General features: G+C 72.4%; 21 protein-coding genes and 1 pseudogene. 11 read left to right on the top strand and 11 right to left on the bottom strand.

Annotated features, from left to right (window positions below):
* Positions 1–24: 24 nt before the first annotated feature.
* Complete coding sequence (locus tag CP970_RS22315; RefSeq protein WP_055554573.1) at positions 25–852, top strand: YhjD/YihY/BrkB family envelope integrity protein; 828 nt, start codon at positions 25–27, stop codon at positions 850–852.
* On the opposite strand, the gene CP970_RS22310 is transcribed toward CP970_RS22315, so the two are convergent.
* Positions 833–2236 (bottom strand): DUF2252 domain-containing protein, encoded by a 1404-nt coding sequence (locus CP970_RS22310; RefSeq protein ID WP_055554576.1) that lies wholly within the window; start codon positions 2234–2236, stop codon positions 833–835. The genes CP970_RS22315 and CP970_RS22310 overlap by 20 nt on opposite strands.
* A 166-nt stretch (positions 2237–2402) precedes the next feature.
* Here CP970_RS22310 and CP970_RS22305 point away from each other — a divergent pair, with 166 nt between their 5' ends.
* Positions 2403–3719, top strand: coding sequence for a diacylglycerol/lipid kinase family protein (locus tag CP970_RS22305; protein WP_055554578.1), 1317 nt, complete (start codon positions 2403–2405; stop codon positions 3717–3719).
* A 19-nt stretch (positions 3720–3738) separates the two neighbouring features.
* On the opposite strand, the gene CP970_RS22300 is transcribed toward CP970_RS22305, so the two are convergent.
* Positions 3739–4191, bottom strand: a complete 453-nt coding sequence (locus CP970_RS22300) for a DUF7144 family membrane protein (RefSeq protein WP_055554580.1) — start codon at positions 4189–4191, stop codon at positions 3739–3741.
* A gap of 211 nt (positions 4192–4402) precedes the next feature.
* On the opposite strand from CP970_RS22300, the gene CP970_RS22295 reads away from it, so the two are divergent.
* Both CP970_RS22295 and CP970_RS22290 read left to right on the top strand, forming a co-directional pair.
* Positions 4403–4684: a hypothetical protein gene (locus CP970_RS22295; protein ID WP_055554582.1), complete on the top strand. Its 282-nt coding sequence runs from the start codon at positions 4403–4405 to the stop codon at positions 4682–4684.
* Between the two features lie 77 nt (positions 4685–4761).
* Positions 4762–5247, top strand: coding sequence for a response regulator transcription factor (locus CP970_RS22290; protein ID WP_055554585.1), 486 nt, complete (start codon positions 4762–4764; stop codon positions 5245–5247).
* 42 nt (positions 5248–5289) lie between these two features.
* Here the strand turns inward: CP970_RS22290 and CP970_RS22285 are convergent, their stop codons facing one another.
* From CP970_RS22285 to CP970_RS22275, 3 genes are all read right to left on the bottom strand, one after another.
* Complete coding sequence (locus tag CP970_RS22285) at positions 5290–7587, bottom strand: LuxR family transcriptional regulator (RefSeq protein WP_079043942.1); 2298 nt, start codon at positions 7585–7587, stop codon at positions 5290–5292.
* A gap of 187 nt (positions 7588–7774) precedes the next feature.
* A complete protein-coding gene (locus tag CP970_RS22280; RefSeq protein ID WP_055554587.1) occupies positions 7775–8260 on the bottom strand; it encodes a DUF1269 domain-containing protein in 486 nt (161 codons plus the stop codon).
* Positions 8260–8883 (bottom strand): hypothetical protein, encoded by a 624-nt coding sequence (locus CP970_RS22275; RefSeq protein ID WP_063806223.1) that lies wholly within the window; start codon positions 8881–8883, stop codon positions 8260–8262. Before CP970_RS22275 ends, CP970_RS22280 begins: the two co-directional genes overlap by 1 nt.
* Before the next feature lie 144 nt (positions 8884–9027).
* On the opposite strand from CP970_RS22275, the gene CP970_RS22270 reads away from it, so the two are divergent.
* The 4 genes from CP970_RS22270 to CP970_RS22255 are packed head-to-tail and all read left to right on the top strand — an operon-like array spanning position 9028 to position 16177.
* Complete coding sequence (locus CP970_RS22270; RefSeq protein ID WP_055554589.1) at positions 9028–10572, top strand: hypothetical protein; 1545 nt, start codon at positions 9028–9030, stop codon at positions 10570–10572.
* Positions 10569–13262 (top strand): MGH1-like glycoside hydrolase domain-containing protein, encoded by a 2694-nt coding sequence (locus CP970_RS22265; protein ID WP_055554591.1) that lies wholly within the window; start codon positions 10569–10571, stop codon positions 13260–13262. The genes CP970_RS22270 and CP970_RS22265 overlap by 4 nt, the downstream gene beginning before the upstream one ends.
* On the top strand, positions 13259–14743 hold the full coding sequence (locus CP970_RS22260; RefSeq protein ID WP_055554594.1) for an alpha-amylase family protein: 1485 nt from the start codon (positions 13259–13261) through the stop codon (positions 14741–14743). The genes CP970_RS22265 and CP970_RS22260 overlap by 4 nt, the downstream gene beginning before the upstream one ends.
* An 18-nt stretch (positions 14744–14761) precedes the next feature.
* Complete coding sequence (locus tag CP970_RS22255; RefSeq protein ID WP_055554596.1) at positions 14762–16177, top strand: MFS transporter; 1416 nt, start codon at positions 14762–14764, stop codon at positions 16175–16177.
* A gap of 153 nt (positions 16178–16330) precedes the next feature.
* Here CP970_RS22255 and CP970_RS22250 read toward each other — a convergent pair.
* The 3 genes and pseudogenes from CP970_RS22250 to CP970_RS22240 form a co-directional block, all read right to left on the bottom strand.
* A pseudogene (locus tag CP970_RS22250) lies at positions 16331–16723 on the bottom strand (RDD family protein); the annotation flags it as partial.
* Between the two features lie 16 nt (positions 16724–16739).
* The gene (locus tag CP970_RS22245; protein WP_224058609.1) at positions 16740–17198 is read right to left on the bottom strand and encodes a hypothetical protein; all 459 of its coding nucleotides are present in this window, start codon (positions 17196–17198) and stop codon (positions 16740–16742) included.
* A gap of 85 nt (positions 17199–17283) precedes the next feature.
* On the bottom strand, positions 17284–17754 hold the full coding sequence (locus tag CP970_RS22240) for a DUF7144 family membrane protein (RefSeq protein WP_055554600.1): 471 nt from the start codon (positions 17752–17754) through the stop codon (positions 17284–17286).
* A 190-nt stretch (positions 17755–17944) separates the two neighbouring features.
* Here CP970_RS22240 and CP970_RS22235 point away from each other — a divergent pair, with 190 nt between their 5' ends.
* Positions 17945–18205, top strand: coding sequence for a hypothetical protein (locus CP970_RS22235; protein WP_055554602.1), 261 nt, complete (start codon positions 17945–17947; stop codon positions 18203–18205).
* Here CP970_RS22235 and CP970_RS22230 read toward each other — a convergent pair.
* The 3 genes from CP970_RS22230 to CP970_RS22220 are packed head-to-tail and all read right to left on the bottom strand — an operon-like array spanning position 18181 to position 22423.
* Complete coding sequence (locus CP970_RS22230; RefSeq protein ID WP_055554604.1) at positions 18181–20970, bottom strand: cation-translocating P-type ATPase; 2790 nt, start codon at positions 20968–20970, stop codon at positions 18181–18183. The genes CP970_RS22235 and CP970_RS22230 overlap by 25 nt on opposite strands.
* Entirely contained in the window at positions 20967–21998 is a 1032-nt protein-coding gene (locus tag CP970_RS22225) for a polyphosphate kinase 2 family protein (RefSeq protein WP_055554606.1), read from the bottom strand. The genes CP970_RS22230 and CP970_RS22225 overlap by 4 nt, the downstream gene beginning before the upstream one ends.
* 8 nt (positions 21999–22006) lie before the next feature.
* Positions 22007–22423 carry a DUF7144 family membrane protein gene (locus CP970_RS22220; protein WP_055554608.1) on the bottom strand — a complete coding sequence of 139 codons (417 nt, stop codon included), beginning with the start codon at positions 22421–22423 and terminating at the stop codon, positions 22007–22009.
* A gap of 241 nt (positions 22424–22664) precedes the next feature.
* Between CP970_RS22220 and CP970_RS22215 the strand changes: the two genes are divergently transcribed.
* Positions 22665–23441, top strand: coding sequence for a hypothetical protein (locus CP970_RS22215; protein WP_055554610.1), 777 nt, complete (start codon positions 22665–22667; stop codon positions 23439–23441).
* Complete coding sequence (locus CP970_RS22210; RefSeq protein ID WP_055554612.1) at positions 23377–24099, top strand: ankyrin repeat domain-containing protein; 723 nt, start codon at positions 23377–23379, stop codon at positions 24097–24099. Before CP970_RS22215 ends, CP970_RS22210 begins: the two co-directional genes overlap by 65 nt.
* Positions 24100–24149: the final 50 nt, after the last annotated feature.

The raw sequence follows: 24149 nt of genomic DNA, 5'->3' as shown, positions 1-24149 counted from the left end.
GTCACAGCTGCGAGGGGGCACGTCATGCAGACCGCCGCGCGCGCCCGACCGCTGGCGGTCCGTGCCGTCCGCCAGCTCGCGGCCGTGAACATCCTCGATCTGGCGACGCGGCTCGCGGCGCAGGCGTTCCTCGCCGCGCTGCCGATGATCATCGCGGTCGCCTCCTTCTGTCCGGTCGGCTGGCGGACGGAGCTCCGCAGGTCGCTGCGGTCCCTGTTCGGCTCGGGCAGCGTCGAGGCGGCGCGGCTCGACCAGGTGTACTCCGGCGAGCCCCAGGCGCTGCACAGCTGGGGCGCGGTGAGCGTGCTGGTCGCGCTGCTGTCCGCCACCGCCTTCTCCCGGGCCCTGCAGCGGCTGTGCGAACGCTGCTGGGGCCTGCCGCCGTCGGGCGTGCGGATCCTGCTCTGGCGCTGGGCGCTGTGGCTCTTCGTCTGGCTGACCGCCCTGTTCTTCCAGGGCGTGCTGCACGACGGGTTCGGCGTGGGCCCGGTCCTGGGGTTTCCGCTGCAGGCCGTCGCCGCCGTGCTGATGTGGTGGTGGACGCAGCACCTGCTGCTCGCGGGGCGCGTGCCGTGGCGCCCGTTGCTGCCGGGGGCCGTCCTCGCCGGGGTGGGCGCGGTCGCGTACTCCCAACTCGCCGCGCTGTGGCTGCCGGTGGCGCTGCGGCGCAGCGTGGAGCGCTACGGTCCGCTCGGCTCGGTCTTCACGCTGCTGTCCTGGCTGATCCTCTTCTTCACGATCGTGGCGATCGGCATCGCCCTCGGCCAGGTGCTCGGCCAGGAGAAGCCGGTGCGGCGCATGCTGCGGATCGCCGAGCCGTCGGCGGAACCTGTCACTCGGGCGTCGCGGTGACCCGGCCGTCGCGCACCGCGTCGGTCAGCGCCCGGTGATCGCGCTCGTTCTGGTCGGCGTAGCGCTCGGCGAACTCCGCGAGCGCCCGGTCGAACCGGTCGGAGCCGCCCAGGTAGGCCGCTATGGCGATGCGGTCGCCGGATCGCGCGTGGGCGCGCGCCAGGGTCGCCCCGGCCAGCCGCCCGAACAGCCGCATGACCTTCGGTGTCATGGTCTCGGCCTTGGGGATGGCCTTCCAGTCGCGCAACTGCCGTACGTAGAAGTCCCGTTCGCGCCCGTCGAGGCCGGACACCCGTTCCCAGCCCAGGAACATGTCGCTGGTGGCCTGCATCAGGCGCTGCCCGGAGACGACGCGCTCGCCCTGGTTGGCGTGGGCGCTGGGCTCGCAGTAGGGGGCGAGCGCCGACTCCTCGGCCTCCTTGGCCTGGAGGAACAGCGGATCGTCGGCGTCCCTGCCGAGCAGCAGGATCACCCAGCAGCGGGTGCCGACGCTGCCGACGCCGACCACCTTGCGCGCCATGTCGACCACCCGGTACTGCGCGAGGAGCGCGCGGCGGTCGCCCGGGAGCGTCACGGCATAGCGCTCGATGAGCTCCCTCAACTGCCGCTCCAGCTCCGCGCGTTCCACGTCGGGGAGCAGGTCGGCGAGCGGCGTCACGAGCGGCGGGTCGGCGGCGATCCGCAGCTCGTCGCCGCTGCGGTGCGCGAGCCTCGCCAGGGACTGGAGGTGGTCGCGGCCCCTGGCCTTGGCGAGGGTGCGGGACAGCCTGCGCCGGGCCTGGGGGCGCAGCTGCCCGCCGAGCGTCGCGTACAGGTCGTCGGCGTCGATCCGGGAGTACCAGACGTCGATGGTGCGCATCCCGGCGAAGCCGTTCATCGCCTCCCGGTAGGAACGCACGGTACCCCGGACCACGCGGGACCGCTCCGGCACGCTGAATCCGTTGGCGCGGCCCGCGATGACGAGGCTGGCCGACAGGCGCTTGACGTCCCACTCCCACGGCCCGGGCAGCGTCTCGTCGAAGTCGTTGACGTCGAACATCAGATGGCGTTCCGGCGAGGCGAGCAGCCGGAAGTTCAGCATGTGCGCGTCCCCGCACAGCTGGGCCGTGAGCCCGCTCGACGCCGTCGTCGCCAGGTCCGTCGCCATCAGGGCGGCGGCTCCCCGGAAGAAGCGGAACGGCGATTCGAGCATCCGGGCGTACCGGATCGGCACCAACTCCGCTAGCCTGCGCGCCGACTGACGCTCTATCACCTCGATGGGGTCGGTCCTGTCCCGCGCCGGGGCGAAATCGGCGTGGCGGGAGCGCGGCACCTTCGCGCGCGCGGCCCTGCCGCGGGCGACGCTCTCCTGCGGGGTGGGCGGTACGTGCCGGTCCTCGGCCATGACCGGCCCCTCTCTGACGCGGCCGACACTCGGGACGGCACCGATCCTCGACCCTGAGTCCCGCGCGGGCGTCACCCCGTGGGTGTGAACCTGCGGGCGCCGCTCCGGAGCCGAACCACCTTCGGGGGGTGAGGCGGTGCCGCCCGCGCGGTCGCACGGTGACGCCATGAATCCGACGATGTGGCAGCGGCGCTGGCTGGCGCGCGCGTCCTTGGGATCGGTCCTCGTCGCGGGTGTCGTCCTCGGCGTGTTCGCCGGCACCCGGACCATCGGACTGCTGGCCGTCGGCCTCGTCGGCCTGGTGCTCGTGGCCGCCGGACTGTGGTGGAGCCTGGCCAAGGAGGGCGTCCTGCGGGTCCTCGCCGTGGTCCTGGCCCTGGGCGCGCCCGTATGGGTCCTCATCGCGTACACCCGCGCCCATCTGGCGTGGGTCGCCGCCCTCGCCTTCGCCCTGTGGCTCCTTGCGGTCGGCGCGGGCCGGGCCGCGCTCGTACGGGACGAGGGGCCCGCGGCGATGGCCGAGCATCCGGCGCCGCGCGTGCGCCGTCCCGTACTGATCATGAATCCGCGGTCCGGCGGCGGGAAGGTCCGCCGGTTCGAACTGGTCGAACGCGCCCAGGGCCTGGGCGCCGAGGTGATCCTCTTGCAGTGGCGCGACAACGGCGACGGCGACGTGGCCGACATGGCGCGCAAGGCCGCGGCCGGGGGCGCCGACCTGCTCGGCGTCGCGGGCGGTGACGGCACCCAGGCGCAGGTCGCCGAGGTCGCCGCCGCGCTCGACCTGCCCTTCCTGGTGATCCCGGCGGGCACCCGCAATCACTTCGCCCTCGACCTGGGGCTCGACAGGAACGACCCGTCGAAGGCGCTCGACGCGCTGCGGGACGGCGTGGAACTGCACGTCGACCTCGGCAGCGCGGGCGGCCTCCCCTTCGTCAACAACGTCTCGTTCGGGGCCTACGCCGAGGTGGTGGCGAGCCCCGCGTATCGGGACGACAAGACGCGTACGGCGCTGCGGCTGCTGCCCGACATGCTGGCGGGCCACCAGGGGCCGCGGCTCTCCGCGCACGCGGGAGACACCGACTTCGCCGAGCCGCAGGCGCTCCTCGTCAGCAACAACCCCTACGGCACCGGGGACATCGCGGGTCTGGGCCGCCGGGCCCGGATGGACGGCGGGGAGCTGGGCTGCGTCGGGGTCAAGGTGACCAGCGCCGCGCACGCCGCGGGGCTGCTGCGCGGACGGCGCGCCGCCGGGGTCGTACGGACGACGGCGGCGCACGTGGTCGTCGACGCGGACCAGGACCACGTCCCGGTCGGCGTCGACGGCGAGACGGTGTCGCTGCCGGTCCCGGTGCGCTGCGAGGTGCGGCCGCTGGCCCTGCGGGTGCTGGTGCCGCGGAACCGTCCTGGCGTGCGCCGGGCCAGGCCGCTGCTCGACTGGCGGGTCATCGGCAGGCTTGCGCTGGGGCGTTCGCACCGGTTCTGACGGGGGCCGCCCCGGAGTGTCACCGGCGCGCGTCCGTGCCGAGGAGCCTGCGGGACACGGGCCGCGCGTACCGGACCAGGGACCAGATCACCAGGACGTCGAGCGCGATCATGACGACGGACCACACCGGGTAGAACGGGGCGAAGAAGTAGCTCTCCAGCGCGCTGAGACCGGCGACCGTGACGCCGACGACACGCGCCCACAGGCGCCCGGTGAGCAGGGTGAACGCGGCGGCGAGCACGACCATGCCGGAGACCAGGTGGAGCCAGCCCCAGGCCGTGACGTCGAGGGCGTAGGCGTAGTCCTTCGGCTTCCTGAAGAAGTCGTCGCCGATGATCGCCGCGAAGCCCGCGATGACGTGATAGCTGCCGACGATCGTCAGCACGCACACGGAGAACACCACGGTGGCGACCGCGAGCGTCCCGGCGGCGGGCTCTTCCTGCCGGTCCGGTGTCATGCGGTCCGGTGTCATGGCTGCCCCTCCCCTTCCGGCCCCTTCTGGTGGGCTCCTCCGGTGGCTCGGAGCATGGCTCCCGGCGCCCGGCGGCGGTTCACCCATGGCGGGCGAGACGCGGGAGGGACGCGGGACCGGCCGCGGGCACAGTCACCTGGCCGGGGTGAGGCCGCCCGTGGCGGGCCCGGAAGAATGGCCGCACGGGCAGGTAACCGCAGGAGGTGATGCCATGGGCACCGCTCAGCCGGGCGGGGGGCACGGGCGGTTCGAACCCCTCGCCGAGGGCGGCAGGTTCGAGATCCGGGTGCGCGGCACGCTCGGCGAAGGTCTCCGGTCCGCCTTCGACGAACTCACGGTCACGCTGCGGCCCGCGGAGACCGTCATGTACGGAGCCGGCATCGACCAGACCGCGCTGTACGGCATCCTCGACCGCATCCAGGCGTTGGGTCTCGAACTCCTGGAGGTGCGCGGGCTGCCCCCGTCGACACGGGCGGACGAGCCGCCGGGATAGGCCGACCGACCCCTTCCCGAAACGGCGGGGGCCGTCCACGTTGGGTATGTTCCGCCCGCTGACGCGGAGGTGAGGGCATGCCCGAGGCGACGATGTGCACGGCGCGTTCCGCGCACGAAGGTCGGGGGCCGGCGGCACGACCGCCGGCCCTGGTCAGGAAGACCTCGCTGCACGGGGTCCTGCGTGCGCTCGGCCATGATCCGCGCAGCGCGAGGACCACGGTCGACGCCTGTCTCGTCTGGCTGGCCGAGGTGCTCGTGGAGATCGCCGTGCGGGCCGAGGACGCACACACCGCGACGGTGCTCGCGGACGAGGCGTCGGCGACCCTGGCGATGCTGTCGACCAGGGCGCCGCCCGAGGAAGCGGGGGCCCCGGGGCTGACGCCGAGTGAACTCGTCGTCCTGAGCAAGCTGCCGGGAACGGTGCCGCTGCGCGGGATCGCCGACGAGCTGCACGTCTCGCTCAACACGGTCCGCAGCCACACCCGCGCCGTGTACCGCAAGCTCGGCGTGGGATCCCGCACGCAGGCGGTGTACCGGGCCCGCGAGCTGGACCTCCTGTGAGTGTGTGGGGGTCAGCGCTGTGAGTGTGTGAGTGTCAGCGCGTCACAGCAGCTGGAGTTCGCGCGCCCGCCGGACCGCGGCCGACCGCCGGGTCACGGCAAGCTTGCGGTAGACGCTCTTGAGGTGGGTCTTCACCGTGTTGACCGAGAGGTAGAGGTCCTCCGCGATCTCTTCGGTGGTCATCATCTGCGACAACCGGCCCAGCACGTCCCCCTCCCTGGCGGTGAGCCGCTCGACCGAGACGGCGGCCGGGTCCAGGACCGCGCCGGGGTCGCGGTGGTGTGCCGTGGCACCCGACGCCGACGCACCGAGCGAGGCCGCGCACGCCCGCACCACGGGCTGCCGCAGCGCGGGCGGCAGCCACGGCCCTGTGGTGCCCAGAAGCGTCTCGTGCACCTCGGACACGCCCTGCTCGGCGAGGTTGACCAGTCGGCCGACCAGGACGGCGACGCCCGCGGTGAAGGGGTCTGCCAGCGTGTGCAAGGCGGTCCTGGCGCGCGCCAACTCACCACGTGCCAGGTCGGGTTCGGCACGGGCAAGCGCGACCCAGGCGCGCACGACGGCCAGCGTGGCGTGCGAGCCGTCCCGCGCGGTCCAGGCGGGCAGCGGCGGCCGGGTCGCGAGCGCGGCGAACTCACCGGCCGCGCGGAAGCGGCCGCGCACCGCTTCGAGCAGGGCGAGCTCCACCAGGCAGCCCCGGCGCAGCGCCTCGTTCCCGGTGGCCCCCGCGGCCTTGAGGCCGCCGGTGAGCAGGGACTCGGCCGCCTTCAGATCACCGGCCCGCGTCTCCGAGCGGCCCAGCACGAACAGCGTCAGCGCCTTGATCTCCGGCCGCTCGGCCAGCAGGTGCGCGGGCAGCCGCGCGCTCAGGGCCCTGGCCTCGACGGCCGCGGCCCGCGCGGCGGCCGGGTCGCGGGAGCGCTGCCCCGCCATCCTGATCACCGCGTGGGTGAGGCGGCACCTGAGCACCCGGTCGGGCTCCGTCTCCGGCAGCCGGTCGATCAGCCGGGCCGCCTCCGCGAGCTGGCCCGCGCCCGCGTCGGCGTCCGGGTGCCTGATGGCCGCGGCGACGAGCACGGGTTCGGGGTCGTCCGTCCGTGACTCCGCGGGGATCCAGGGGGTCGGCATGTCCGGCAGCCGCGTGGCCGTGAGGCCCAACAGCTGTCCGATCCCGAGCTGTTCGACCACCAGACGGCTGGCGTAGGGCCGGTCGTCCGCCGCGAGGGCATGGCCCACCGCCGTCGCGAGGAAGCCGTGTTCGGCGAGCCAGGCGGCGGCCCTGCGGTGCGCGGCGGCGACGCTGCCGGGGAGCTCGTGCTGGAGCCTCACCTGCAACACGTCGGCGAACATCCGGTGGCAGCGGAACCAGCCCTGCCCCAGGGGCTGCAGGAAGGAGTTCTGCCGTACGAGGAGGGCGAAGTGCCGCCCCGCGTCGGCGCCCGCCACCGCGGTGGCGAGCTCCGCGTTCACCTGCTCCAGGACGCTGGTCGTCAGGAGCAGCCGGCGCATCTCCGCGGACTGCGCGTCGAGCACCTCCTCGACCAGGTACGTCACGATCGCCTCGTCGTCACCGGCGAACCGGGCGATGAACCGGTCCGGATCGCGCTGCCCCTGCATGGACATCGCCGCGAGCCGGATCCCGGCCGCCCAGCCCGCGGTACGCCGCCGCAGCGCCCTGACCACGTTCCTGGCGATGTCCAGGCCGTGCTGGGCGAGCAGGGCGGCCGTCTCCGCGTCGGTGAACGCGAGGTCGGCGGTGCGCAGTTCGGTGAGTTCCCCGGCGAGCCGGTAGCGGTGCAGGTGCAGCGGCGGGTCCCGGCGCGAGAGCACGACGAGGCGCAGCACGGGCGCCGCGTGCTTCAGGAGGCTGGCGACGCCCTCGGCGACGGGGGAGCCCTGCTCCGGCTGGAAGTCGTCGAGCACCAGGACCACCGGGGTTCCGCAGAGCGCCAGTTGGACGGCGAGGCGGGCCACGAGCAGTTCGTTGACGGGCACGTCGGCGCATTCGGTGAGGTCCACCCCGGCGTCGCACAGCGCGGAGAGGACCCGCGGCCAGAAGACGTCGGGCCGCTCCTCGCGCCCCTCGCACCGCACACAGGCCACCGGTCCTGGCGCCCGGCCGGTGTGCAGCCACTCCGTGGCGAGCGCCGACTTGCCCGCGCCCACCGGCCCCACGACCACGGTGAGCGGCCCGAGCACACCTCGTGAGACGCGCTCGGCGAGCCGGGGGCGCGGCACCAGCCAGCCGGGCAGCTCGGGCACGGTCGTCCGGCCCTCGGGCACGCCGGCCACCGAGGTGCGAACGGGTTCCGCCGCCGGTGCCTCCGGGCGTTCGTCCATCGCCGGCACCTTCCTCTCGCCCCTCGGTTCGAGTGGTGCTGATTCGAGTGGTGCTGAGAAGACGAGTCTGGGACCCGGTAGGTGAGACGGCACCCGAGCGGGACGCCATCTCACCCGGGTGAAGTTTCCTGGCGTCCGCCGGGGCGCACGCCCCCGTCAGGGAGCGTGCGCGTCGCTGGACACCGGCTCACTTGGCCTGGAGCGCCTCGATGAGCTCCTCCTCCCGGTCCTTGGTGAGCGACGTACGCAGGACGGTGGGGTTGAAGGGTCGTAGCGCGTCTCGTACCCGGTCCGGCGTGGAATGGCGTACCAGCGCGAAGACCGCGGCCTTGCCGGGCTCCAGGGTGTTCGCGACCTCCTTGATGAAGGCGTCGCTCACACCGATGTCGGAGAGCTTGCCCGCGACCGCGCCGGTGGCGGCGCCGACCGCCGCACCGAACACCGGCATCAGGAACAGCAGGCCGAACAGACTGCCCCACAGGGCTCCGCCTGCCGCACCGGCGCCCGTAAGGCTGTAGCTCTGGCGCACGTGGACCTTTTCGTCCATGGTCCGCCAGGCCAGTGCCGCGTCCTCCAGGTCGAGCAGCTCCTGGCGCGACAGCTCCTTGCTGAGCCTCAGCACCGCTTCGGCCTTGTCCTTGTCCGAGAAGCCGAGCACGACGAGATCGGCCATCATTTCCTCCTCTTCCGGTTCCGGTTCCTGTCCCTCGGGGCTTCCGGGTCGTCCGCTTTCTCCGCGGCCTCCGGTTCTCGCGCGGACGTCTCCGGTGCGTCCGCGTCGCCGTTGCTGGCGGGGACGGGCTCCCCCCACTGGCCCGCCGCCGCGATGAGTTCGGCCGCGATGGGCACGAGCGCCTCCTCGGTGAGGAAACCCTCGGCCACGGGCACTCCACCGGCGTTGCGGATGGCGGCCCGCAGATACTTCGCCCACACGTGCTCGAAGAGGATGAAGGCGGCCGCGGTGCCCGGCTCCAGCTCCTGGGCCGTCGCCTTGATCTCGGCGCGCGACAGACCGAAGGCGTTCCCCTCGGAGACGGACGGGTAGAGCTTCTCCGCCCCTTGCATGCTCTCGCGGGAGAGGCCGAGCAGCGCGGAGACGGTGTCCCCCATGTCCTCGGCCTGGTAGTCGAGGGCCATCAGCCGCCCGTCCACCTCCTTGTGCACGAAGAGCATGTCGAGCAGGCGGATCTGGCCGTTCGCCTCCAGGATGTCCAGCTCCTCGATGACGCGGCCCTCGAACTTGGCGGTGGGGCCGAACGCCACCGTGAGCAGCTGTACGGGTCCGATGGTGCCCATCGGGGGCTCCCTTCCTCGCATCCTCGCATCGGAAATCGAGGGTCGATCTCATGGAGCCGCACCGGGCCCCGTCACACGTCACCCATCGCAGGTGAAGGTCGCCGCACGGTCCTGCCCGACAGTGGGCGCCGGAGGTGCGATGCCATGGCCAACGGAGAAGCGGCCGACGACCGCACGACCAGCGGCACCCCCGGTGCCGAGGAGGAACTGGCACGGCTGCGTGCCGAGGTCACGGCCCTGCGCGCACAGGCCGGGAGCGAGCGGCGCAAGAAGGTCCGCCTCCTGACGGTCCGGCGCGTGGCGGCCGCCGTACTGATCGCGCTCGCGGCCGTCCTCACGGTGACCGCGGTCATCGGCGTGTGGGGGGCGCGCACGACGCTCAACACCGGCCGGTGGGTGGACACCGTGGACGACCTCCCCAGGCACCCGGCGGTGAACAAGGCCGTGTCCGCCTACCTCACCGACCAGATCTTCACCGAACTCGACGTGGAGCAGCGCCTGTCGGAGGCGCTGCCCGAGCGGGCGTCGTTCCTGGCCGCTCCGGTCACCGGGGCGGTGCGCAACTACGTGCGCGACTCGGTCTCCAAGCTGATCGCCACCGACGAGTTCCGGACCCTGTGGCGCGCCACCAACCGCTCCGCCCACGGCCGGATCGTCGCGGTCCTGGAGAACCGCAACAAGAACGTCCGTGCCGAGGGCGACACCGTCACGCTCAACCTGCTCCCCATGGTCAACAACGCGCTCGCCACCCTGGAGGACCGGCTCCCCACGCTCTTCGGCAAGCAGTTCGACCTGCCCCGGATCACCTCGGGTCAGATACCGCCGGGGCTGCACGACCGCGTCGAGAAGGCGCTCGGCGTCACGCTGCCGGACGACTTCGGGCAGGTGCGGCTCTACAACCGGGGCGAGCTGAGCCAGGTGCAGGACGCCGTGCTGCTGTTCAAGCGGGCGGTGTGGGGTCTGGTGATCGCCGTACCCGTGCTGCTCGGCCTCGCCCTGTGGGTCTCGCCGAACCGCCGCCGGACCGTCCTCCAGTTCGGCCTGTGGCTGGTGGTGTCGGTCACCGTGCTCACCAGCGTGCTGCGCGCGGTGCGGGACCAGCTCCTGGCCCAGGTCACCCCCGGCACCTACCGGGACGGGGTGCGCGACGTGCTGTGGACCGTGTTCGAGACGCTGCGCGACCGGGGCGCCCAGCTCCTGTGGCTCGGCGTCGCCATCGCCGTCATCGCCTACCTCGTCGGCCCGGGACGGCTGCCCGTGTGGCTGCGCCGCACCGTCGCCGAGGGGGCCCGGATCGCGGGCGCGTTCGTCGCGCGGACCGCGCGCCGCGGCACGGGCACGGGGGCGCGGCAGTGGGTCGGCCGCCACGCCGACGTCCTGCGGGTCGGCGGACTCGTGGTGGCGGTGCTCGTCACGCTGCTGCTCGCCTCGTGGACGGCCCTGCTCGTGGTGGCCCTGCTGCTCCTCGGATACGAGGCGGCGGTCACGCTCGTCGCCCGCGGCGCGGCAGACCACGGCGAGGCCACCACGGGCAAGGCCGCATCCGGCGAGACCGCATCCGGCGAAAACCCGTCCCACGAACCCGGATCCGGCGATGACGCCTCACCCACCGCAGGTGAAGCCGCGCCGGGACCCGACACAGAGACTGACGCTGCCCCGGTCACCTCGCGGCAGGGAGGAAACCCATGAGCACACGCACGAGCACCGGGAAGATCGGCCCGACCGGCGACGAAGAAGGCCAGTGGCGGCTCTGGGGCCCCTACTTGAGCGAGCGCCAGTGGGGCACGGTCCGCGAGGACTACAGCGAGAACGGCGACGCGTGGGCGTACTTCCCGCACGACCACGCCCGCTCGCGCGCCTACCGCTGGGGCGAGGACGGGCTCGGCGGCATCAGCGACGAGAAGCAGCGCCTGTGCTTCGCCCTCGCGCTGTGGAACGGCCGCGACCCCATCCTCAAGGAACGCGCCTTCGGCCTCACCAACGGCGAGGGCAACCACGGCGAGGACGTCAAGGAGTACTACTTCTACCTCGACAGCACCCCCAGCCACTCCTACCTGCGCTACCTGTACAAGTACCCGCAGGCCGAGTTCCCCTACACGGACCTCGTGGCCACCAACCGGGACCGGGGGCGCGGCGACTTCGAGTACGAGCTGCTCGACACCGGGATCTTCGACGACGACCGCTACTTCGACGTGAGCGTCGAATACGCCAAGGCCGCGCACGACGACGTCCTCATCCGCGTCACCGTCGACAACCGGGGACCCGACGAGGCGACCCTGCAGGTCCTTCCGACGCTGTGGTTCCGCAACACCTGGTCGTGGGCCGACGGCGCCCAGACAGCCGGCAAGCCCCGGATCGGCGTGGGCGGCGGGCCCCGCGGCACGGCGGCCCTCACCGCGGCACACCACGAACTCGGCAGCTACGACCTGCGGTTCGGCGCCCCGGTGCCGCTGCTCTTCACGGAGAACGAGACCAACAACGAGCGGCTCTTCGGCTCGCCCAGCGCGTCGCCGTACACCAAGGACGGCATCGGACGGCACGTCGTCGACGGGGAGATCGAGGCCGTCAACCCGGCGCAGGAAGGCACCAAGGCGGCGGCCCACTGGACGCTCACGCTGCCCCCGCGAGGCTCGGCGACCCTGCGGATGCGGCTCGCCCCCACCGGCTCGCAGCTCTCGCTCGGCCGCGGCTTCGACGCCGTCTTCGACACCCGGATCGCCGAAGCGGACCGGTTCTACGCCGATCTCGTGCCGCGGTCCGCGAACGAGGACGAACGGCGGGTCCTGCGGCAGGCGTTCGCGGGCATGCTGTGGAGCAAGCAGTACTACTACTTCGACCTGGAGACCTGGCTGGCCGAACACGGCCTGGCCCCCTGGAGCCTGCGGTCCGACACCCGCAACCGCGAGTGGTTCCACATGGTCAGCGACGACATCATCTCCATGCCCGACAAGTGGGAGTACCCCTGGTTCGCCGCCTGGGACCTGGCCTTCCACACCATCGCCCTGTCGATGGTGGACGTCCGGTTCGCCAAGGAACAGCTGGAGCTCCTCACCCGGGACGCCTATCTGCACCCCAACGGCCAGCTCCCGGCGTACGAATGGAACTTCAGCGACGTCAACCCGCCGGTGCACGCCTGGGCCGCGTACTTCGTCTACACGATGGAGAAGCAGCTCACCGGCCACGGCGACCGGGAATTCCTGGAGCGCACCTTCCAAAAGCTCCTGACCAACTTCACCTGGTGGGTCAACCGCAAGGACCCCACCGGGCGCAACGTCTTCCAGGGCGGCTTCCTCGGCCTCGACAACATCGGCGTCTTCGACCGCAGCGCGCCCCTGCCGACCGGCGGCCAGCTCGAACAGGCCGACGGCACCGCGTGGATGGCCCTGTACTGCCAGGCCATGCTGGAGATCGCCCTCGAACTCGTCGAGCACAACCCCGCCTACGAGGACCTGGTCCTCAAGTTCGTCGAGCACTATCTGTGGATCTCCGCCGCCATGGACCGCGTCGGCGACCTCGACGAGGGCATGTGGGACGAGGAGGACGGCTTCTTCTACGACGTGCTGCGGCTGCCGGACGGGCGGGCGACCCGGCTCAAGGTCCGCTCCATGGTGGGGCTCCTTCCGCTGTGCGCGTCGACCGTCTTCCGGCCCTCCCAGCTGGCGAAGGTGCCGGGGCTGCGCGAGCGGCTGCACCGCTTCGCGACCCGCCACCCCTCGCTCAGCGCCACGCTCGCCACCGCCCAGGCCGGTGCGGCGGGCGGGCCGCGGCTGCTGTCCGTACTGGACGAGAAGAAGCTCCTGCGGGTGCTCGAACGGCTGCTCTCCGAGGACGAGTTCCTCGGCCCCCACGGCCTGCGCGCGCTCTCCCGGCACCACGCCGGACACCCCTACACCTTCTGGGTGCACGGGGAAGGGCACCAGGTCTCCTACGTGCCCGCCGAATCGGACTCCGGGATGTTCGGCGGCAACTCCAACTGGCGCGGACCCGTGTGGTTCCCGGTGAACGTCCTCGTCGTGCGGGCGCTGCTCAACCTGTACGGCTTCTACGGCGACGACCTCACCGTGGAGTGCCCCACGGGATCCGGCGTGCGGATGACCCTCTTCGAGGTGGCCAAGGAGATCTCCCGCAGGCTCGGCACGACCTTCCTGCGCGGCCCCGACGGGCACCGGCCCGTCTACGGCGGACAGGAGAAGTTCCAGAGCGACCCGCACTGGCGCGACCTGATCTCCTTCTACGAGTACTTCCACGGGGACAACGGGGCGGGGATCGGCGCGTCCCACCAGACCGGCTGGACCGGCCTGGTGGCACCCCTGATGATGATCTTCGGGACCTTCGGGCCCCAGGACTTCCTGGCCGACACCGGGGAGGAGACCCCATGACCGCACTGCCCGCACAACCCGTCGTGCACGAAGTGAACACCCGGGTGTGGCTGCGCGAGATCCAGCAGCGCACCGGCCGGCACACCGGCCTCGCCGACGTCCCCAAGGACGCCTGGGACCAGCTCACCCCGCACGGCGTCGACGCCGTCTGGCTCATGGGGGTGTGGGAGCGCAGCCCGCAGGGCCGCTCCATCGCGCTGCGCGACGCGTCGCTGCGGGACGCCTTCGCCCGCGCGGTGCCCGACATCGGCGAACACGAGATCGCGGGCTCGCCCTACTGCATCCGCCGCTACGAGGCGGACGCGGCCCTCGGCGGCGGCGAGGGGCTCGCCGCGGCACGCGCCGCACTCGACCGCCGCGGCGTCGGACTGCTGCTCGACTACGTGCCCAACCACGTCGCACCGGACAGCCCCTGGGTGACCGAGCATCCCGAGTACTTCGTCCGCGGCTCGGCGGAGGACCTGCGGCGCGAGCCCGCCGCGTTCCTCGACACCGGGACCGAGGTGTACGCCCGCGGCCGCGACCCCTTCTTCCCGCCGTGGCCTGACGTCGTCCAGCTCAACGCCTTCGCGCCCGCGCTGCGCGCCGCGACCACCGAGGTGCTCACCGGCATCGGCCGGGTCTGCGACGGCGTGCGCTGCGACATGGCGATGCTGCTCATGAACGACGTCTTCGCCCGCACCTGGGGGCAGCACGCCGGGGCACCGCCCCAGGAGGAGTTCTGGCCCGCCGTGCTCGCCGGGGTCCGGCGCCACCACCCGGGCATGGTCTTCGCCGCCGAGGCGTACTGGGACCTCGAATGGGCCCTGCAACAACAGGGGTTCGACTTCTGCTACGACAAGCGGCTCTACGACCGCATGCTGCACGAGGGCCCCGAGTCCGTCCGGCAGCACCTGCACGCGGAGGTGGAGTACCAGCGCCACCTCGTGCGGTTCCTGGAGAACCACGACGAGCCCCGGGCCGCGCACACCCTCTCCCCGGCCGAGGAGCGCGCGGCGGCCGTCGTGATCGCGACGCTGCCCGGGGCGACGCTGTGGCACGAGGGCCAGTTCACCGGGCGCCGCACCCAGCTGCCCGTCTTCCTGGACCGCCGCCCCGACGAGCCGCCCGACACCGCGCTGCGCGCCTTCCACGAGCGGCTGCTCTCCGCCGTGCACAAGAGCGGCATGCGCACGGGCAGTTGGCGCCTCCTGGACACCGAGGGATGGCCGGACAACCCCAGCCACCGCGCCCTGCTCGCCTGGGCCTGGACCGGCTCGGGCGGACGGTTCGCCGTGGCGGTGAACTACTCCGGGCAGCCCGCGCAGGCCATGATCCGGCTGCCCTGGCCCGAACTGCGCGGCTCGACGGCCGTGTTGACCGACCTCCTCGACGGCTCGCGCCACGAACGGTTCGGCGACGACCTCGCCGACCCCGGTCTCTACGTCGCCCTCGACCCCTGGGGCACCCACGTGTTCGCCGTCGCCGACAGCGGCGCCTGACGGACCGGCGGCGCACCCATGACGGACAACAACGGGCCGGCGGAAGGGGCCGCGCGCATACCGCGCCACGTCCTGCTCCCGCTGGCCCTCGCCCAGTTCATCTGCAGCTTCGCCGGTTCCAACATGAACGTGATGATCAACGACATCAGCGAGGACCTGGACACCACCGTGCAGGGCGTCCAGACCGCCATCACGGTCTTCCTCCTGGTGATGGCCGCGCTGATGATCCCGTGCGGCAAGCTCACCGAACGCTACGGCCGCAAGCGCTGCTTCCGGGCGGGCCTGGCCGTGTACGGGGTCGGCGCGCTGCTCAGCGCGTTCGCCCCCGGCCTCGGCGTGCTCATCCTCGGCAACTCCCTCCTGGAGGGCATCGGCACGGCCCTGCTCATCCCGCCCGTCTACATCCTCACCACGCTGCTGTTCACCGAGGTGACCTCGCGGGCCAAGGCCTTCGGCGCCGTCATGGCGATGGGCGGCATCGGCGCGGCCGCGGGACCGCTGATCGGCGGGCTCATCACCACCGCGATCAGCTGGCGGGCGGCCTTCGTGTTCCAGGCCCTGATCGTCACGGTCATCCTGGTGATGAGCCGTCGCGTGCCCGACCCGCTGCCCCCGGATCCGGCCGCGTCCTTCGACGTACGCGGCGCGGTGCTCACCGCCGTCGGGCTCATCGTCCTGGTCATGGGCATCCTGGCCGTCGACGACAACGGCTGGCTGGCCGCCGGGCTGCTCGCCGCGGGCGCGCTGGTCCTCCTGTGGTTCTTCCGCTCGGCGCGCGCCATGGAGGCGGCGGGCCGCGAACCGCTCCTGTCGACCAGCCTGTTCCACGACCGCACCTCCAACCTGGGCCTGATCACCCAGCACGTGCAGTGGCTGGTCCTGATGGGGGTGTCATTCGTGACGGCCGCCTACCTCCAGGTGGTCCGCGGCTACAACGCGATCGAGACCGGCCTGATCTTCACGGCGGCCACCGTGGGGCTGCTCGCCTCGTCCCTGGCCGCCGAACGCTTCGCCAAGCGGCGGGCCCAGCGCACCCTCATCATGGCCGGGTTCGTCCTGACCGTGGGCGGCATCGTCGTACTGATCGCCATGGCGGGCGGCACCGCCAGTGCCTGGGCGTCGGCACCCGGGCTCTTCCTCATCGGGGTGGGCCTCGGCGTGATGCTGACCCCCTCGGTCAACATCGTCCAGTCGAGCTTCGCCGACGACGATCAGGGCGAGATCTCGGGGCTTTCCCGCAGCGTCTCGAACCTCGGCTCGTCCCTGGGCACCGCCATCGCGGGCACCATCCTCGTCGCCGACCCGGCCCACGCCTACCGCGCCGCGATGCTCACCCTCGCCGTGCTCGGCCTGGCCGGACTCGTCGCCGCGGTCCTGCTGCCCAGGGGACCCGCCCCGAACATGGCCACGGCGCGGCCCGCCGGGGCGAGTTAGCGGCGGCAGCGGGGCGCTCCTGCGGTACGGGGATCCGGAACCCCCGCAGGGCGCCGCGCCGCCGGGCTCGCGGGGCCGCCAGTCGTAGACCACCGTGCTCCGTACGAGGAGGTCCTGCGCGGACGCGGACCGGCGGCTCAGGGGAATCCACAACAGGCCCACCGGGAAGGCGAGACAGAGCACGGCCCGCGGCACCGCGGTCCACACCCCGAGCAGCCCGCCCGACAGGGCGCGCACCCGCAGCCCCATCACCTGATCCCCCGCCGTGCGCCCGGTCGTGACCCAGCTGCCCGCCGCGTAGCCGAGGGCGAGCGCGGTGGCGCATCCTGCCCTGACCCAGGAGGGCAGGTCGAGGGAGCGGAACGGCGGCCCGGTCACCAGCAGGACGACGGCGGACGCCGCCAGGTGCAGCAGCACGCCGAGCGCCGCCACCACCAGCGCGTCGAGCACGGCGGCGAGGCCGCGCGAGACGAGTCCGGCCGCGCGGCCCCGCGCCTGCCACGGCTCCCGCGGTACGCCCGCCGCGGCCGGGTCCTGGCCCGACATCCCCGCCCCGCCGCGCTCACACCGGCCGCACGGGCCCTGGCCGCGGCGCTGCGGCCCGCGCCCCGCCCGTCCTGCGCAGCAGTCGGTCGGCGAAGTGGTCGACGATCCTGTCGGCCCGGATGCCGCGCTCCCTGACGGCCTCGACGGTCTCGCGCGTCATGCCGCTGCCCGCCTCCCGCGCGATCTGCTGCACGTCGATCTCCGCGAGGACGTCGACGACCAGGGAGACGAGGTCGATCCGGTCGACCACGGCGTCGATGTCGACGCGCCGCACGACGGCGTCGACGTCGACGCGCTCCACCACCCGGTCCACGTCGACACGGGCCACCACGTCGTCGATTTCGAGCCGCCGCACGACAGCGGCGAACACCTCGCGCACCACCGCGTCCAGAGCCGCGTCCGCGGTCCTGAGCGCCAGGCGCGGCACCGCGAGCAGCGCGCCCACCACGAAGCCGGTTCCCCTGTATACGTTCACCACGCCATCGCACCGGACCGGCGGGCTTCGGCCATCCTCCCCCGCGGGTGAGGTTCGCCCCGCCGCCGGTCCCGGGCGGGGCGGCTCACATGGGAGCCCCGTAGACCTTGTGCGCCTCCCGCCGTCCGTACGTGGCGAGGGACCAGATCACCAGGACGTCGAGGAAGATGATCAGGGCCGACCACACCGGGTGGTACGGGGTGAAGAAGAAGTTCTCCATCGCGCTGAGCACCGCGATGACGATGCCGATCCCACGGGCCCACGTACGACCGGAGAAGAGGCTCAGCGCCGCGGCGAGCACCACGATGCCGGTGATCATCTCGATCCAGCCCCTGGTGTTGACGTCGAAGTCGTAGGAGTAGTCGTTCTGTGCCTGGTAGTAGTTCTCGTTCAGGACCGCGGACAGTCCCGCGATCATGTGGTACGCACCGGCCAGGCCCATGACACAGGCCGCGAACACGACTCCGCCGACGGTGAGCACGCCTACGCGGTGCTCCGGTTCGGGCGGGGGCGCACCGGGCCCTGCCCGGCCCGGGGAGTACTGCTGCTCAGCCATGTCGAACCTCCTCCTCGACCCATCGCTCCATCGCGCGATCGCTCGATGGACCGGGAGCATCCGCCCTCCCCCACGGCGGCGGCGTCACCCGCTGAAGGTGATGGCACCGCCCGTGCGGCCGGAAGAATGGCCAGTCGGACACGGGCCGTCGCACCGGAGGTGACGGCCCGTCGTACAGGAGGTGAGCGCCATGGGCGGGGCACTCGCGATCGGACCCGTGCCGGAGGGATGGTTCCCCGGCCGCGGTGACTTCGAGATCCGGGTCAGGGGCCGGGTCGGAGAGGCCTTCCGTTCGGCGTTCGTCGAGCTGACGGTCGTCCTGCGGCCCGCGGAGACGGTGCTGGTGGGCGCCGGACTCGACCAGCGCGCCCTGTACGCGATCCTGGACCGGATCCGGGCCCTCGGCCTCGAACTCCTGGACCTGCGTCAGCTGCCCGACGCCGGGGTGTAGGCCGGGACCGGCGGGGCCGCGCTCCGCGCGTCCGTACGGCGGCGCGCGAGGAGCTTGCCGAGCTCCCACAGGCCGAGCAGCGCGAGCGCGGGCAGCAGGGCCCAGCCGAACTGCCCGACGGTCAGCGGTGTGGTGTCCAGGAGCCGGTTGAAGACGTCCGTCTGGGTCACCACGACGGCCAGCGCGAACTCCCCGAGCAGCGTCCAGTTCAGCTGCTTGCTGTCGAAGGAGTCGGCGGTGAACACCGTGTCCGTCTGGTTGCGGCATTCGAGGGCGGCGACGATCAGGCACAGCGCGAACGCCGTGAAGGCGATGGAGTTGCCCACCGCCAGGCTGTCGAACCGCGACTCGCCCAGCTTGATCAGGCTGAGCAGCCCGATCGTGACGGCGGTCCCGACGAGCCCGACCGTGAGCATCAGGCCGCCGGTCATCACGGGTTCGCCGCGGGGGCGCGGGCGGCGGCTCATCAGGCCCGCGCTGACCCGGTCGAAGCCGAGGGCGAATCCGAAGGCCGCGTTCACGAAGAAGTGGATCCACAGCACCTGTGCGGGCGTGAACGGCTCTCCGCCCGCGATGTCGAACAGCGTCGCGCCGAGGAACGTCAGCACGAACACCACGAGCAGCACGAGCACGAACCGGATGTACTTGGTGAGGTTGTCGTAGATCTTGCGGCCCTGCTCGACCGCGTGGATGATCGTGGCGAAGTTGTCGTCGGCCAGGATCATCCGTCCTGCGTTGCGCGTGACCTCCGTACCCGACCCCATGGCGATGCCGATGTCCGCGGCCTTGACGGCCGGGGCGTCGTTGACCCCGTCACCGGTCATGGCGACGACGTCGCCCTTCTGCTTGAGGGTCTCGGCGAGCAGCACCTTGTGCTCGGGGGCCACCCGCCCGACCACGCCGATGTCGTCGATGCGGGCGAGCCGCTCCTCCTGCGGCATGGCCGCGAACTCGGCGCCGAGGACCGCCTCGCCCGGGATGCCGATCTGCTCGGCGACCGCGGCACCCGTGATGACGTCGTCGCCGGTGACCATGCGGACCCGGATGTGCGCCGCCTGCGCCGCGGCCACCGCGGCACGGGACTCGGCGCGCGGCGGGTCGACCATGCCGACGAGGCTGGTCAGCGTCAACTCCGTGACCAGATCCAGGAGATCGCCGTTCGGGGTGAACTCCGTGGGCTCGAAGTCGCGGGACGCGGCGGCCATCACCCGGTGGCCGAGGCGCTCCATCCGCTCCAGTTCGCCCTGCGCCCGCTCGCGCAGGGCCTTGTCGAAGGGGATGGCCACGCCGTCCGACAGGGCCGTGCCCGCGCGGGCGAGCACGGCAGGGGCCGCGCCCTTGACGAAGCAGCGCACGATCGTCCGCCCCTGCCCGTCCCGCGCCTCGTGGAAGGTCGCCATCAGCTTGTACGCGGGGTCGAACGGCAGCGTGGCGAGGCGGGGGAACCGGGCGCGGGTGGCGTCGGCGTCGAGGCCCGCCTTGTGGCCGAGCACGAGGAGGGCGCCCTCGGTGGGGTCGCCCACCACCTCGCCGTCCACCAGCGAGGCGTCGCTCGCGACGAGGTACGGCAGGATCGCGTCCTCGATGTCCGCGGAGGTCCCCGCGGCGTGCTGGATGCCGCCCTCCAGGCCGTAGCCGCTGCCGGAGACCGTGTACCGGTCGCGGGGGTCCACGACCTCCACGGCGGTCATCTGGTTCAGCGTCAGCGTGCCGGTCTTGTCGGAGTTGACGGCCGAGGTGAAGCCGAGGGTCTCGACCGACGGCAGGTCCTTGACGATCGCGTGCCTGCGGGCGAGTTCGAGGCCGCCCAGGGAGAGGATCGTCTGCGTCACGGTGGGCAGCGCCTCGGGGACGGCGGCGATCGCCAGGGACACCGCGGCGACGAACAGCACGTCCCACGACTCGCCCCGCTCCCGGCCGAGGACGAACATCATGAGCATCGTCAGGCCCGCGGCCCCCACGATCCACAGCGTCAGCCGGTTCAGTTCCTTGGTGAGCGGGGACTCCTCGGGCGCGGTGGCCGACAACATCCCCGCTATGCGGCCCAGTTCGGTGCCGGATCCGGTGGCGGTGACGATCAGGACGGCACTGCCGTGCGTCACCGGGGTGTCCATGAACGCCATGTTCGTCAGGTCGGCGGGTCCCGGCTCGGTGCCCGCCACCAGCTCCAGCGGTGCGGCGTCCTTGGCGACGGGAACGCTCTCCCCGGTGAGGGCGGACTCGTCGATCTGCAGGGCGTTCGCCTCGATGAGCCGCCCGTCGGCGGGGACCTCGTCCCCCGCGGTGAGCAGGACGACGTCCCCGACCACGAGCTCCTCCGCGGGGACCCTCGCCTCGGTGCCGTCGCGCCGCACCCGCGCCGTGGCCTTCGACATCGCCTTGAGGGCGTTCATGGCGCTCTCCGCCTTGCCCTCCTGACGTATCCCGATGACCGCGTTCAGCACGGTCAGGGCCGCGAGGACCACGGCAGTGCCCCACTCCTGCACGGCGAGGGACACCACCGCGGCGCCGACGAGGATGATCTGCATGTACGAGGTGTACTGACGCAGGAACCGCTGCCAGCCGGACGGCGTCCGCTCCTCCGGCAGCGTGTTGGGGCCGTCCTCGGCCAGCCGCTCGGCGGCCCGATGCGCGGGCAGGCCCGCCGCCGGGTCGACGCCGAGCCGGTCGGCCACCGACTCGGCGGAGCCCTCGTGCCAGACGGCGGTCCTGGCGGCAGGCGTGCGGTGTCCTGGTGCGGGTGCTCCGGACGCAGGTGCCGTCATCGCTGCCGCCTCCCGTCGTGCTTCCCGCGCCGGTCGCCCCGGTCGCCCTTGCGGTGGTTGGGGTCGCCCTTGCGGTGCTTGAGGTCCGCGGCGACCGACGCCGCGTACGGGTCGGGGGCCGCACCGGCCGGGGCCTCGCTCTCCAGCAGGACCTTCTCCTTGGCCAGCGCGCCCCGGCTCTTGTCGTCGATCTCCGGATAGCGCGGGTCTATCCCGATCAGGGTGTCGGCCAGTACACAGGCCGCGCAGATGCGCGCGAACCACTTGCGGTCGGCCGGGATGACGTACCAAGGCGCCCAGGGGGTGCTGGTGGCGGAGAGCATCTCTGAGAACGCCCGCTGGTAGGCGTCCCAGAAGGTGCGCTCGCGGGCGTCGGCCGCGGAGAACTTCCAGTTCCGCTCCGGTACGTCGATGCGCCTGAGGAAGCGGATGCGCTGTTCTTCCTTGGACAGGTTCAGGAACAGCTTGACGACGCTGAAGCCGTTGCCGGTCAGATACCGCTCCCAGTCGTTGATCTCCTGGAAGCGCCGCCGCCAGACGTCCTTGTGGCCCTCGTCCGTCCCCGGTACCCGCTGCCTGCTGAGGAGTTCGGGGTGCACCCGCACCACCACGACCTCCTCGTAGTGCGAGCGGTTGAAGATGCCGATCTCGCCGCGCCGCGGCAGGCCGCGGGAGTAGCGCCAGAGGTAGTCGTGACCGATCTCCTCGGCCGAGGGGACCTTGAAGTTGGTCACGTGCACGCCCTGCGGGTTCACCCCGCTCATGACGTGCCGGATGGTGCCGTCCTTGCCCCCGGCGTCCAGTGCCTGGAGGCACAGCAGGACGCCGTGGGTGCCCTGGGCGGCCAGGCGCCGCTGGTAGTCGGCCAGCAACTCGACGCCGACGCCCAGCAGTTCCTGACCGGCCGCCTTGTTCTTGATCCCCGCCCGGTGCCCGGGGTCGAAGTCCTTGCCCAGGTTCACCTTCGCTCCGGGCTTCACCCGGAGCGGGGCGATGAATTCCGCGATCCGGTGGGCTCGCTTGTCCACGCGAACTCCTAGACGTCGTCGCGCCGCACCACGCACAGACCCCAGATGACGAAGCCGTTGAGGGCGATCAGCGTCAGGGACCAGAAGGGGTAGGACGGGATCGACAGGAAGTTGGCGATCACCACCAGTGAGGCGATGGCGATGCCGACCACCCGGGCCCACGTCAGCGCCCGGAACAGAGCGGCGCTCACGCCGATGGCGACGATGCCGAGGATCAGGTGGATCCAGCCCCAGGTCGTCAGGTCGAACTCGAAGACGTAGTTCGGTGTCGTGAGGAACACCTTGTCCTCCAGGACGGCCATGAGGCCTCGGAAGAATCCCAGGATGCCGGTGATCATCAGCATCACCGCCGCGAAGACGGTCAGCCCGACGGCGGCCGCCTGCGCAGTGCTCGACCGGTGGTGCGCAGGGGTCGAGGTGACCATGACAGGACCTCCAAGCTCGAGCAGGTGCCGAATGCACCGCTGTGCCTCGAGTTTTCCCGCAGGGCCGGGCCCGGGTGGTCACCCTCCGGGGGTGAGAGCGGGTCGGTCCCACGCGCGACGACCACACACGAGTGCGAATCTCGTATCCTCCGTATTCGCCGCATTCACTGCATTCGCGCACTCACCGCACTCACCGCACTCACCGCATTCGCCCACAAGAGCCCCGAGGACCCCGCAGAGGATGAACAACTTCTGGATCCGGTCCGGTCGGGCCCTGGTCGCGTGCCTGCTCCGCGAGTGGCGCGGGGTGATCGCCGGGCCCTTCCGCGCCCTTGGGGAGCGCGGTCCGCTGGGCATCTCGCTGGCGCTGTTCGCCACCGTCGCGGTGATCGGGCTGCACGCCTACCAGCAGACGCCCACCGGGGAGTCGGTGCTCCGCGTGGTCAGTGAGGTGCGGGCGGACCAGCCGCTCGCGCTGTCCCTGCTGCGCACGCCCGTCTCGGTGTTCGTGCCCGCGCAGGACCTGGCGGTGTGGGGCGGGCTGCCGCGGCTGTTCCTGGCGTTCGCCCTCGCCGAGCTCGCCTTCGGCCGCATACGCACCCTGGCGGTGGCCTACGCCGCCACCCTCGCGGGCACCCTCGGGGCACGCGTGATGATCGCCATCGGCCCCGGCCCGCTCGGCCTGCCCGCCGACGCCGCGCACGCGGTGGACACGGGGGCCTCCGCGGCCATCGTCGGGCTCTTCGCCTTCTCCGCCGTGACGCTGCGGGCCCCGCTGCTCTTCCTCGCCGCCGTCGTCCCGACGGTCCTGGGTTCCATCGCCGAGCCCAACCTCGCGGGCCGCGAGCACCTCGTCGCGGTGGCCGTCGCGATGCTGCTCGCCGTCCTCCTCAAGGTCTCGCGATGTCAGTGGCCGCTGACAGAATCGGCGGGAGTCGATCAGGAGGTCGGGCATGACTGTTCTCGACGTACGGAACCCGGTGGCCGTGTCGGTCACCGAGGCGATCCGCGGCGGTGACGTACCCGCCCTGCGCGAGCTCCTCGCCGCACATCCCCCTCTCGCCTCCGCCGCGATCCGGCAGGACGGCGCGGCGGCGGGCACGCGCAGCCTGCTGCACATCGCCACGGACTGGCCGGGGCACTTCCCGCACGGCCCCGAGACCATCGCCGTGCTCGTCGCGGCGGGCGCCGACCCCGGCGCCCGGTTCATCGGCGCCCACACCGAGACACCTCTGCACTGGGCCGCGAGCAACGACGACGTGCCCGCGCTGGACGCGCTCGTCGCGGCCGGTGCCGACATCGAGGCGGACGGCGCCGTCATCGCGGGCGGCACGCCCCTGGCCGACGCGTGCGCCTTCGGCCAGTGGCGGGCGGCCCGGCGGCTCCTGGCACACGGCGCACGCACGACCCTGCACGAAGCGGCCGCGCTCGGTCTGCTCGACCGCGTGACGTCCCTCGTCGAAGGCGGCACTCCGGACGGCTCCGACCTCACCAGCGCCTTCTGGGGCGCCTGCCACGGCGGCCAACTGGCCACCGCGCGCTACCTGCTCGACCGGGGCGCCGACCGCGACTGGATCGGGTACGACGACAAGACGCCCCTGGACATCGCCGTGGCGGCGGGCGCGGACGAGGTCGCCACGTGGCTGCGCGGGCTCGGCGCGCTCGGGCGCCCATAGGGCCCATAGGGCCCATGGGACCCATAGGGGGGTTAGCACCACCCCCGAGA

Source organism: Streptomyces kanamyceticus (assembly GCF_008704495.1).
GTDB lineage: Bacteria > Actinomycetota > Actinomycetes > Streptomycetales > Streptomycetaceae > Streptomyces > Streptomyces kanamyceticus.
Note: the sequence above shows the minus strand (reverse complement) of the source record. Positions and strands in the feature narration are given on the sequence as shown.